The following is a 10992-nucleotide window of genomic DNA, read 5'->3' on the forward strand; positions in this document are numbered from 1 at the left end:
GCGTCAGCGAGATCTGTTCCCGATCATGATGAAAGAAGACAACCGCAACCTGCTTCTCGCGATCACGCTCTCCGTGGTCGTGCTGTTCGGCTGGCAGTACTTCTACGGCGTGCCGCAGATGGAGAAGCAGAAGCAGATCGCGCAGCAGAACCAGCAGGCCCAGAGCCAGACGGCGCCGGTTCCCGCTCCGGGCGCCGCCCCGGTTCCCGGCGCCGCGCCGGGCCAGACTGTTGCCCCCGCTGTCGCGCCTGCCACGGGTGCGGTCCTGACCCGCGACCAGGCCCTGGCCCAGAGCCCGCGCGTTCGGATCGAGACGCCGAAGATCGCCGGCTCCCTTTCCCTGACGGGCGCGCGCCTCGACGACGTCTCGCTCAAGGCCTATCGCGAGACGGTCGATCCCAACAGCCCGATCATCGTGCTGCTGTCGCCGCTCGGCGGTCCCAACGGCTATTATTCCGACTTCGGCTGGGTCGCCGCGCCGGGGGCGAACGTCTCGCTGCCGAACGCGACCACCGTCTGGACGGCGGACGCCCAGGTGCTGACGCCGGCCAAGCCGCTGACCCTGACCTGGGACAACGGCCAGGGCCTGCTCTTCCGCCGCGTCGTCACGGTCGACGACAACGCCATGTTCCAGATCCGCGACGAGGTCGAGAACAAGGGCGCCGCGCCCGTCAGCCTGTTCCCCTATGCGCAGGTCGTGCGCCATGGCCGGCCCGCGACGTTGGGCTACTACGTCCTGCACGAAGGCCTGATCGGCTATGTCGGCGATCACGGCCTGCAGGAATTCACCTATGACCATGTCGACAAGGAGCCGCTGCTTTCGCCGGGCACGAATGGCCGCGTCTGGAAGGACGCTGTCGGCGGCTTTGTCGGCATCACCGACAAATACTGGGCCGCGGCGGTCGTGCCCGACCAGTCGCGCAAATATGACGGCCGCTTCTCCTCCGTGCAGACCGGCGCGGCACGCACCTATCAGGCCGACTTCCTGTCGGAGGCCGTGACGGTCGCCCCCGGCGCCAGCGCCACCAGCACGGCGCGCCTCTTCGCCGGCGCCAAGGAAGTCGCCGCGATCAGCGGCTACGAGACCAATCTCGGCATCAAGCGCTTCGACCTGATGATCGACTGGGGCTGGTTCTACTTCTTCACCAAGCCGATGTTCTTCCTGCTCGACTGGATCTTCAAGCATGTCGGCAACTTCGGCGTCGCGATCCTGATCGTCACGCTGATCCTGAAGGGCATCTTCTTCCCGCTCGCGTCCAAATCCTACGCCTCGATGGCGAAGATGAAGGCGCTGCAGCCGGAAATGCTGGCGCTGCGCGAGCGTTACGCCGACGACAAGATGAAGCAGCAGCAGGCTCTGATGGAGCTGTACAAGACGCAGAAGATCAACCCGCTGGCGGGCTGCTGGCCGGTGCTGGTGCAGATCCCGATCTTCTTCGCGCTCTACAAGATCCTGTTCATCACCATCGAGATGCGCCATGCGCCGTTCTTCGGCTGGATCCGCGATCTGGCGGCGCCGGACCCGACGAACCTGTTCAACCTCTTCGGCCTGCTGCCCTTCACGCCGCCCGCGATCCTGCATCTCGGCCTTTGGCCGATCATCATGGGCATCACGATGTTCGTGCAGATGAAGATGAACCCGGAGCCGCCGGATCCGGTCCAGAAGATGATGTTCACCTGGATGCCGGTGTTCTTCACCTTCCTGCTCGGCTCGTTCCCGGCCGGCCTGGTGATCTACTGGAGCTGGAACAACCTGCTCTCGGTGCTGCAGCAGGGCTACATCATGCGCAAGCACGGGGTGAAGATCGAGCTCTTCGACAACATCAAGGCGATGTTCGGCAAGAAGCCCGAGCCGGCGCCCGTCACAGCCCCGGCCAAGCCGGCCAACAGCAACAAGAAGTGAGCTGGCGAGGGCGGGGATTTCCCCGCCCTTCGCTTTGGTGCCGATGCCGCTGCCAGACCCCCTCACGCGCCATCCCGTCCCCGGCTGGAAGGGCACCGCCTTCCTGAAGGCGATCGTCGATCACCCGCTGATCGAGGTCGGCGACTACAGCTACTATGACGACTCCCGCGGCCCCGAGCATTTCGTTGCCCGCTGCGTGCGCTACCATTTCGAGGATGTCGGCGACCGGCTGGTGATCGGCCGCTTCGTCGCGATCGCTCAGGGCGCACAATTCGTCATGAACGGCGCGAACCATCCCACTGGCGGCTTCTCGACCTATCCCTTCGCCCTCTTCGGTGTCGAGGGCGCCGCGCCACGCGCAGAATGGCCCGGCCGCGGCGACATGACCATCGGCAACGATGTCTGGATCGGCCGGGAGGCGGTGATCATGCCGGGCGTCACCATCGGCGACGGGGCGATCATCGGCACCCGCGCACAGGTGGTGAAGGACGTGCCGCCCTATGCTGTCGTCGCCGGCAATCCCGGCCGCGCCATGCGGATGCGCTTTCCCGCCGACGTCGTCACGGAGTTGCTGGCGATCCGCTGGTGGGACTGGGAGGCCGACAAGATCGCCCGCAATCTCGCCGCGATTGCAGGCGCCGACATCGACGCGCTGCGTCGGGCCGTGTAGGCGTAACGCCATGACCACCAGCATGACGACGCCCTTCACCGAGGACGAGATCGAGGCCGCCCGCAAGCTCTTCGAGGGCCCGTGGGACTTCGTCTGGGCCTCGACCCATATCGACGACCTGCCGCCGATGGTCGGCCAGGAGATCGCCTTCGCCGGCCGCTCCAATGTCGGCAAATCGAGCCTGATCAACGCCGTGACGCGCCGCAATGCGCTGGCGCGGACCTCGCACACGCCAGGGCGCACCCAGCAGCTCAATTTCTTCCGGCAGGTCGGCGCCGATGAGCGCCTGACCATCGTCGACATGCCCGGATACGGCTATGCCGCGGTCGGGCGTGCCAAGGTCGCCGCCTGGACCAACCTGATCCACAACTACCTGCGTGGCCGGCCCAATCTGATGCGGGTCTATCTGCTGATCGACGCCCGCCACGGACTCAAGGACGTCGACAACGCCGTCCTCGAGACGCTCGACAAGGCGGCGATGTCCTACCAGGTCGTGCTGACCAAGGGCGACGCGCTGAAGAAGAGCGACCAGCAGTTCATGCTGGAAGCGACCTATGACGAGATCAAGCGTCGCCCGGCCGCCTTCCCCGAGGTGCTCCTGACCTCGAGCGAGACGGGCCTCGGCATCCCGGAACTGCGCGCCGCCGTCGGACGGGTGCTGGCGGAGCGCGGCTGAGCCTCCCGGACAGCGAGCGCCACCAAATCTTTACAGCCGCTATGCAGGATCGCGCGCGAGCCGGGGCGACGGCGGACCATCATGGCCCGTCGATACCGGTCGGCTGGGGAGCCATCATGCCGTTTTCGATCCGCCTGTCCGCGTTCGTCGCCGCCCTCGCGACGGCCCTCGTCCTCGCCGCGCCGCTTCGGGCCCAGCCGGCCGCACCGGCGCCGACACCGGCTGCTCCGGCCGCGGCGGTTAAGGTCGCCTCCGGCGTCCAGTACGAGCTGATCGGGCGCTGGGACGTGGCGAAGCTGAACCAGATCCTGACCACGGACACGCCGAAATTCGCCGGAATCACCGTCAACTACACCCCGGCGCGCAATGCCGTGAAGCTCTACCGCGTCACCTATCCCTCGGTGGTGCCGGAGCAGGGTAACCGGCCGATCTCGGCGACAGGGCTCCTCGCCGTGCCGGACACGGCGGACACCGTCTTCCCGATGGTCTCCTACCAGCACGGCACGGTCTACGGAAAGGAACAGGTCCCGTCCTTCCCCGAGCAGTCGCCCGAGACCCAGCTCATGATCGCCCAGTTCGCGGGGCAGGGCTATCTCGTCATCGGCGCGGACTATTTCGGCATGGGTGCTTCCAAGGAACCCGAGGGCTACCTCGTCAAGGGCAGCCACCAGCAGGCGACCTACGACATGGTCCTCGCCAGCCGCTCCGTGCTCGCCGATCTCAAACTGTCGGACAGCAAGCTCTTCCTCAGCGGCTGGTCGCAGGGCGGCTTCGTTACGCTCGCCATGCTGGAAAAGCTCGAGGCGGTCGGAATGCCGGTCAAGGCCGCGACCACCGCCAGTGCGCCGGCGGACGCCTTCGCCGCCTTCAACGGCTTCCTGAACTTCCCGCGCAAGATCGACGCGAACTGGATCACGACGATCTTCATCCTCAACGTGTTCTCCTTCGAGAACTATCACAACATGCCGGGCCTGGCCCGCTCGCTCCTGACCGACGAGACCTTCGAGATCTCGCGCAAGGCCTATTATCGCGAACCCTTCGATCCGGCCGCCGTGCCGACCGACCTGCGCAAGCTCATCCGCCCGGAATATTTCGATCCGCAGTTTTTCGCCAAGTCCGCCTATGGTCGGCTCGTGGCGGAAACCAACGCCTATCGCTGGGTGATCAGGACACCGGTGCGGACCTATTACGGGCTCACCGACGAGGCGATCCGCATCGAGATCGGGCAGTTGCCGATGACCTATCAAAAGGCGATCGGCAACGACAAGGTCGAGGCCGTGCCGACCGGCGACACCAGCCATCGTGGCACCTTCGCCACCGCCGTGCCGCAATGGAAGCTCTGGTTCGACGCGCAGTGAGGCGCGCGGCGCGTCACCGGGCCGCTGCCGGCTGCGCTTGACGCCGGGCCGCCGCCGCCCGCATCGAGGCTGCGTGCCGTCGTCGCGGCGCGCAGCCCAGGGGCCTGGATGACCGCAGCGAAGATTCACCTCGTCCTGGCCGCGCTGATGGGGTTGGCCGGCGTCGGCCTGCTCGCCGCCGCTGCCCATGTCACGGGCACGAGCAACGTCCAGACCGCCAGCCAGATGCTGCTGTTCCATGCCTCCCTGGTCTTCGGCGCGACCGCTGCTCGCAAGGCCGGCTTCCTCTCCGATCTCATGGCGCGGATTGCGCTCTCGCTGATCGTCGCGGGCGTGGCGCTCTTCGCAGCCGACCTGTCGCGGCGCGGTTTTGCCGGCGAGGCGCTGTTTCCTCGCGCCGCTCCGATCGGAGGTTTCGGGATGCTGGGTGGATGGCTCGTGCTGGCGGTGTCGGCACTATTTGCAAAGCGCGGCTGATGCTATTTCCGTAATACGGAAATTGACTTTCCGCCAACCGGGCCACATAATCGGTTCTTGTGAAGATCACCTTCCACGACGCGAAACGTGACGCGACATTGGAAGCGCGCGGACTCGATTTCGCCGATGCGGCGATCCTTTTTGCCGGGCCGATTCTGACCCTGCAAGACGATCGGTTCGATTATGGCGAAGAGCGCTTCCTGACTTACGGACTCCTTGCCGGCCGTCTCGTGATGGTGGTCTGGACACCGCGCGGCGAGGCGCGACATGTGATTTCGATGAGGCATTGTCATGAACGCGAAGCACAGCGTGTCCTCCCGGCCCTTCGTTGACCCCGATGATGGGCCGGAATGGACCGACGACCAGATCGCCCGCGCCGAGTTTGCGATCGGGGATAAGGTGATCCGTCCGGCCCAGGGCGCGCTCACGCGCGGTCCCGGCCGGCCGCGGCTCGACGCGGCCAAGCAGGTCGTGACGCTGCGTCTCGAACCCAGCCTGATCGAGGCCTATCGTAACGAAGGGGCGGATTGGCGGGCGAGGATGGCCGAGGCGATCCGGAAGGCCGCGCGCCGCAGCTGAATGCGCGTCGTTTGCCCGCTTCCTTGCGCCAGCTTCTTCCTCTAGAAGCCGCACCCGGCGCGGATGCCTCGCGCGCCGTCGCGGAGCCTCGACCGATGATCAATCCCGCCGCCCATCTGACGCCGTCGCAGGCCGCCGACCTGCTCGTCCAGGCGCTGCCGCACATGCAGCGCTACGATCAGGAGATCATCGTGATCAAATATGGCGGCAACGCCATGGGCGATGCCGCGACCGCCGAGGATTTCGCCGAGGACATCGTGCTGCTCGAGCAGTCCGGCCTGAAGCCGGTCGTCTGCCATGGCGGCGGCCCGCAGATCGCCCGCATGCTCGACAAGCTCGGCATCAAATCCGAGTTCAAGCAGGGCCTGCGCGTCACTGACGCGGCGACCGTCGATGTCGTCGAGATGGTTCTCGCCGGATCGGTCAACAAGGAGATCGTCGGCTACATCTCCCGCGAGGGCGGCAAGGCGATCGGCCTCTGCGGCAAGGACGGCAACATGGTCACCGCCCGCAAGGTGACCCGCACCGTCGTCGATCCGGATTCCAAGATCGAGGAGATCCTCGATCTCGGCTTCGTCGGCGAGCCGGATCGCGTCGACACCTCCGTCCTCGATTCCGTGCTCAAGGCGGAGCTGATCCCGGTGCTGGCCCCGGTCTGCGCCGCAGCCGACGGACAGACCTACAACGTCAATGCCGATACCTTCGCCGGCGCCATCGCAGGCGCGCTCAACGCCAAGCGTCTGCTGCTGCTGACCGACGTGCCCGGCGTGCTGAACAAGGACAAGCAGCTGATCCCGGAGCTGACGGTCGAGGAGTGCCGCCGCCTGATCGCCGACGGCACGATCTCGGGCGGCATGATCCCGAAGATCGAGACCTGCATCTACGCGCTGGAAAAGGGCGTCGAGGCCGTCGTCATCCTCGACGGCAAGGTGCCGCATGCGGCTCTGATCGAGCTCTTCACCGACACCGGCTCGGGTACCATCATCCGCCGCTGACTGCGAGCTTCCACAGCCGCCCGGCTCCCGCCCCGCCTCCCATCGAGGCGGGGCTTTTCGTTGGACACGCGCCTGCCGTTCGCCTGCCCTGACCAATCTGTGATCCGGCTGCCGCCTCGCGATGGCACAGCGCTTGCTGGCCGCCTTGCGAACCGCAAAGCGTGGAGAGCGAGAATGGACCGCAGGACATTGCTGAAATCAGGTGGGCTGGCCGCGGCCGCCACGATCGCCGCGCCGGCCGTCGCGCGGGCGCAGAGCCGTTTCAGCTGGAAGATGACCAGCGCCTATGGCTCGCGCGCGGCCTTCTATTCCGTCGGACCCGGCAGTGCCACCGACCTGATCAAGCGCATCGACGACATGTCCGGCGGTCGGCTCAAGATCCAGTTCTTCGGCGCAGGCGAACTCGTCCCGGCCTTCGAGGGCTTCGACGCGGCCTCCGCCGGCACCGTCGAGATGAACTATGGCAATTCCTATTTCTGGACCGGCAAGAGCTTCGCCGCGCAGTACTTCACCGCCGTCCCCTTCGGCCTGAACTTCCAGGGCATGAATGGCTGGCTCTATGAGGGGGGCGGTCTCCAGCTCTGGCGCGAGGTCTATGACCGCTTCGGCCTCGTGCCGCTGCCCTGCGGCAACACGGGCGTGCAGATGACCGGCTGGTTCCGCAAGCCGATCCAGACGATCGAGGATTTCAAGGGGCTGAAGATGCGCATTCCCGGCCTCGCCGGCCGGGTCTACCAGCAGCTCGGCGTCGATGTGCGCCTGCTGCCCGGTGGCGAGATCTTCCCGGCGCTGGAGCGCGGCGTCATCGATGCGGCCGAGTTCGTGGGCCCCTTCCTCGATCGCCAGCTCGGGCTTCAGAAGGTCGCGAAATATTACTACACGACCGGCTGGCACGAGACCGCGACCGTCTCCGAACTCGTCATCAACAAGAAGGCCTGGGACAGCCTGCCCAAGGACCTCCAGGCGATCGTGACCAGCGCGGCCGATGCCTGTAATGGCGTGAGCGAGGCCTGGTGCCAGAAGAACAACTCCGAAGCCTTCGAGGACCTCGTCAAGAACCAGGGTGTCATCGCGGCGCCGCTGCCTGACGCGGTCGTCGCTTCGCTGCGCGACATCACGGGGAAGGTGCTGGAAGAGGCGATCGCCAAGGACCCGGTGGCGAAGAAGGTCCATGACAGCTACTTCGCCTTCAAGGCGAAATACGAGCCTTGGACCGCTCTGTCGGAGGGCGTCTACCACAGCAAGGTCAGGCTCTGATGAGCCGGCTGGAACAGGCGGCGGCCCGTCTCGAGCGGGTCGTCGATGTCGGCGGTCGCCTCGGTGCGTGGTGCCTGTTTGCACTCGTCCTGGTGATGGCGGCCAATGTCCTGCTCCGCTACGGATTCTCGCTCGGCTCGGTCTGGGCGCAGGAACTGGAATGGCACCTCTTCGTGCCGATCTGCCTGCTCGGTATGTCCTTCGCGCTGCTGCATGGTGACCATGTCCGGGTCGACATCCTCTACGCACGCTTCGGCGAGCGCACCAAGGCTGTGATCGATCTCGGCTGCGCGCTCGCCTTCACCGCGCTGACCGGCATCATCATCTGGCTCAGTCTGCGCTATGTCGGGCAGTCCTATGCGCAGGGCGAAGGTTCGGCCAATCCGGGCGGTATTCCCTATCGCTGGGCGCTGAAGAGCCTGTTGCCGCTCGGCTTCGCCCTGCTGCTGCTCCAGATGCTTGCCGAAAGCCTGCGCCATCTAGCGCGACTGCGTCGCCTCGCTGCCTGAGCCGGCGATGACCGGCCATCCCTGGCACCCTATACCCTCCCGCCGTCTGGAAAGCCCTTCCCCGTGCCGATGAACGAGATCTACGCGATCGCGATGCTGGTCGCCTTTTTCGGCTTCCTCATGGTCGGTTTTCCGGTCGCTCTGACGCTGGCGCTGTCGGGTTTCGTCTTTGGCTATCTCGGCTTCGGCGCAGGCCTGTTCAATCTCTTGCCGAGCCGGATCTACGGCGTCGTCGCGGGCTATACGCTGCTCGCCATCCCGCTCTTCGTCTTCATGGGCGTGATGCTGGAAAAATCGCGGCTGGCCGAAGATTTGATGGAGGTGGTCGGCCATTTGGCCGGCAATACCCGAGGCGGGCTCGGCGTCGGCATCATCCTGGTCGGCATCGTCATGGGCGCGACGACCGGCATCGTCGGCGCCACCGTGGTCACGCTTGGGCTGCTGACCCTGCCGAGCCTGCTGAAGCGCGGCTATGACAGGGGCCTCGCCTGCGGCGTCATCTGTGCCTCGGGCACCTTGGGCCAGATAATTCCGCCGAGCCTGATCCTGATCCTGCTCGCCGACATCATGAACGAGTCGGTCGGCACGCTGTTCGCAGCCGCCGTGCTGCCGGGCCTCCTGCTGTCAGCCATCTACATCGCCTATCTCCTCGGGCTCGGGCTGGTGCGTCCGGACATGGTGCCGCCCGTGCCTCAGGCCGAGCGCGACGCCATGGGCCGGCGCGAATTGCTGACCAAGCTCCTGCGGGTGGCGCTCCCGCCGCTCGGGCTTGTCGGCTGCGTGCTCGGCTCGATCATCGGCGGCGTCGCCGCGCCGACGGAAGCCGCCTCCATGGGCGCGCTCGGTTCCCTGCTCGTCACGGCCATCGGCGGCCGCTTTTCGCTGAAGATCATCAGGGAGGCCGTCTACGATGCCACCAAGATCACCGCGCAGATGATGTTCATCCTGATCTGTGCCCAGATCTTCGCCATCGCCTTTCGCGGGCTGGGCGGCGAAAGGCTGGTCGAGGATCTGTTCGCGATCCTGCCGGGCGGGACCAGCGCCGATGTCTGGTTCATGCTGACGATCGTCTTCGTGCTCGGCTTCTTCATCGAGTGGATCGAGATCTGCTACATCGCCGTGCCGCTCTTCCTGCCGGTCTTCCAGAACGCGGGAACGGACCTGGTCTGGATCGCGGCGCTGATCTGCGTGATGCTGCAGACATCGTTCCTGACGCCGCCCTTCGGCTGGGCCCTGTTCTATCTGCGCGGCGTGGCGCCGACCGAGGTCAGCACCGCCGATATCTATCGCGGCGTCATTCCCTTCGTTGGGATGCAGATCCTGGCGGTGCTGATCGTCTTTCTGATTCCCGGTCTCGCGACGGGGCTGCCCAAGCTGATCGGCTGGTAAGGAGAGCGTGAGGACTTGCATGTCAGGCTCGCAGCCCCACATCCCGGAGCCGCCCTGGCGCAAGACCACGATGACCACGAACGCCGCTTCACCCGTCGCGACGCCTCCGCTCCAGATCGAGGCTTTCGCGCATGTCGATCACTGGATCTTCGACCTCGACAACACGCTCTATTCGCATGAGAGCCAGGTCTGGCCGCAGGTCAACCAGCGGATCACCCTGTTCCTGCAGGAGCTGTTCGGGCTCGACGGGCTCTCCTCCCACGCGCTGCGCAATTACTACTACCATCGCTATGGCACGACGCTGAACGGGCTGATGGCCGAGCACGGGGTGGAGCCGGACGATTTCCTCGACTTCGCCCATGATGTCGACCTCAGCCTGCTCGAGCCCGATCCGGCGCTCGGAGCGGCGATTGCGGCGCTGCCGGGGCGCAAGCTGATCCTGACCAACGGCTCCGTCGCTCATGCACGCAACGTCGCCGGCAAGCTCGGCATCATCGACCATTTCGAGGATGTCTTCGACATCGTCGCGGCCGGCTTCACGCCCAAGCCCGAACGCTCGACCTACGAGCTGTTCCTCGCCAAGCATGCCGTCGATCCCGGCCGCGCCGCGATGTTCGAGGACATCGAGAAGAACCTCCTTGTGCCGAGCGAACTCGGCATGAAGACCGTGCTGATCATCCCGCAGACGCCCGACCCTTTCCGCGAGGCCTGGGAGCAGGCGGCGGTCGAGGCCGGCCATGTCCACCATGTCACCTCCGATCTGACCGGCTTCCTGACACCGTTGGCGCGGGGCTGACGTTCCTGCCTCGCACGGAGAAAATCATTCTCCGAAGCGGTGGGCTCCGTCGTCTTTTTCTTTACCGATGCCGATGCCGATGTTAGGCGGGGTTCTGTAAAAAGAACGCTTCGGAGTTTTCGTCATGTCCAACAGAACCGAGCGGACGGTCGGGTTCCACCCCGAAACCCGTCTCGTCCATGCCGGCACGCTGCGTTCGCAGTTCGGTGAGACCTCCGAGGCCCTCTTCCTGACGCAGGGCCACGTCTATGACAGCGCCGAGCAGGCCGAGGCGCGCTTCCTGAACAAGGACCCGGGCTTCCAGTACGCCCGCTTCTCGAACCCGACCGTGGCGATGCTGGAAGCGCGCATGGCCGCCTTCGAGGGGGCGGAAGCCTGCCGCG

13 protein-coding genes are annotated in these 10992 nt (G+C 65.8%); all 13 read left to right on the plus strand.

The annotated features are described in order from the left end of the window. The first annotated feature begins 28 nt into the window (after window positions 1-28). On the plus strand, window positions 29-1903 hold the full coding sequence (gene yidC, locus AX750_RS04690) for a membrane protein insertase YidC (RefSeq protein WP_067253703.1): 1875 nt from the start codon (window positions 29-31) through the stop codon (window positions 1901-1903). A 43-nt stretch (window positions 1904-1946) separates the two neighbouring features. Continuing rightward, window positions 1947-2573: a CatB-related O-acetyltransferase gene (locus AX750_RS04695; RefSeq protein ID WP_067253670.1), complete on the plus strand. Its 627-nt coding sequence runs from the start codon at window positions 1947-1949 to the stop codon at window positions 2571-2573. Between the two features lie 10 nt (window positions 2574-2583). Then, window positions 2584-3249, plus strand: coding sequence for a ribosome biogenesis GTP-binding protein YihA/YsxC (gene yihA / locus AX750_RS04700; RefSeq protein WP_197432791.1), 666 nt, complete (start codon window positions 2584-2586; stop codon window positions 3247-3249). Between the two features lie 116 nt (window positions 3250-3365). Continuing rightward, on the plus strand, window positions 3366-4607 hold the full coding sequence (locus AX750_RS04705; RefSeq protein WP_067253709.1) for an alpha/beta hydrolase: 1242 nt from the start codon (window positions 3366-3368) through the stop codon (window positions 4605-4607). A 108-nt stretch (window positions 4608-4715) separates the two neighbouring features. Next, window positions 4716-5084: a DUF423 domain-containing protein gene (locus tag AX750_RS04710; RefSeq protein WP_067253673.1), complete on the plus strand. Its 369-nt coding sequence runs from the start codon at window positions 4716-4718 to the stop codon at window positions 5082-5084. 59 nt (window positions 5085-5143) lie between these two features. Continuing rightward, window positions 5144-5416 (plus strand): BrnT family toxin, encoded by a 273-nt coding sequence (locus AX750_RS25380; protein ID WP_068075419.1) that lies wholly within the window; start codon window positions 5144-5146, stop codon window positions 5414-5416. Next, window positions 5376-5663, plus strand: a complete 288-nt coding sequence (locus AX750_RS04715) for a BrnA antitoxin family protein (RefSeq protein WP_067253676.1) — start codon at window positions 5376-5378, stop codon at window positions 5661-5663. Before AX750_RS25380 ends, AX750_RS04715 begins: the two co-directional genes overlap by 41 nt. Window positions 5664-5758: 95 nt before the next feature. Next, window positions 5759-6658 carry an acetylglutamate kinase gene (gene argB / locus AX750_RS04720; RefSeq protein ID WP_067253679.1) on the plus strand — a complete coding sequence of 300 codons (900 nt, stop codon included), beginning with the start codon at window positions 5759-5761 and terminating at the stop codon, window positions 6656-6658. 174 nt (window positions 6659-6832) lie between these two features. After that, window positions 6833-7915: a TRAP transporter substrate-binding protein gene (locus AX750_RS04725; RefSeq protein ID WP_067253682.1), complete on the plus strand. Its 1083-nt coding sequence runs from the start codon at window positions 6833-6835 to the stop codon at window positions 7913-7915. Next, window positions 7915-8424, plus strand: coding sequence for a TRAP transporter small permease subunit (locus AX750_RS04730; protein WP_067253686.1), 510 nt, complete (start codon window positions 7915-7917; stop codon window positions 8422-8424). Before AX750_RS04725 ends, AX750_RS04730 begins: the two co-directional genes overlap by 1 nt. Before the next feature lie 69 nt (window positions 8425-8493). Beyond that, window positions 8494-9813 (plus strand): TRAP transporter large permease subunit, encoded by a 1320-nt coding sequence (locus AX750_RS04735; RefSeq protein ID WP_067253689.1) that lies wholly within the window; start codon window positions 8494-8496, stop codon window positions 9811-9813. 70 nt (window positions 9814-9883) lie between these two features. Beyond that, window positions 9884-10609 (plus strand): pyrimidine 5'-nucleotidase, encoded by a 726-nt coding sequence (locus tag AX750_RS04740; RefSeq protein ID WP_067253711.1) that lies wholly within the window; start codon window positions 9884-9886, stop codon window positions 10607-10609. A 124-nt stretch (window positions 10610-10733) separates the two neighbouring features. Further along, window positions 10734-10992, plus strand: a 259-nt coding sequence (locus tag AX750_RS04745; protein ID WP_197432792.1) for a PLP-dependent transferase, incomplete at its 3' end; no start/stop codon positions are given.

Origin of the sequence: Methylobacterium sp. CCH7-A2 (assembly GCF_001557075.1) — a bacterium.
Classification (GTDB): domain Bacteria; phylum Pseudomonadota; class Alphaproteobacteria; order Rhizobiales; family Beijerinckiaceae; genus Allobosea; species Allobosea massiliensis.

Bases quoted from the DNA above. Each gene is read 5' to 3' on its own strand.
- yidC (WP_067253703.1), top strand. From the start codon at position 29: ATGAAAGAAGACAACCGCAACCTGCTTCTCGCGATCACGCTCTCCGTG.
- AX750_RS04695 (WP_067253670.1), top strand. From the start codon at position 1,947: ATGCCGCTGCCAGACCCCCTCACGCGCCATCCCGTCCCCGGCTGGAAG.
- yihA (WP_197432791.1), top strand. From the start codon at position 2,584: ATGACCACCAGCATGACGACGCCCTTCACCGAGGACGAGATCGAGGCC.
- AX750_RS04705 (WP_067253709.1), top strand. From the start codon at position 3,366: ATGCCGTTTTCGATCCGCCTGTCCGCGTTCGTCGCCGCCCTCGCGACG.
- AX750_RS04710 (WP_067253673.1), top strand. From the start codon at position 4,716: ATGACCGCAGCGAAGATTCACCTCGTCCTGGCCGCGCTGATGGGGTTG.
- AX750_RS04715 (WP_067253676.1), top strand. From the start codon at position 5,376: ATGAACGCGAAGCACAGCGTGTCCTCCCGGCCCTTCGTTGACCCCGAT.
- argB (WP_067253679.1), top strand. From the start codon at position 5,759: ATGATCAATCCCGCCGCCCATCTGACGCCGTCGCAGGCCGCCGACCTG.
- AX750_RS04725 (WP_067253682.1), top strand. From the start codon at position 6,833: ATGGACCGCAGGACATTGCTGAAATCAGGTGGGCTGGCCGCGGCCGCC.
- AX750_RS04730 (WP_067253686.1), top strand. From the start codon at position 7,915: ATGAGCCGGCTGGAACAGGCGGCGGCCCGTCTCGAGCGGGTCGTCGAT.
- AX750_RS04735 (WP_067253689.1), top strand. From the start codon at position 8,494: ATGAACGAGATCTACGCGATCGCGATGCTGGTCGCCTTTTTCGGCTTC.
- AX750_RS04740 (WP_067253711.1), top strand. From the start codon at position 9,884: ATGACCACGAACGCCGCTTCACCCGTCGCGACGCCTCCGCTCCAGATC.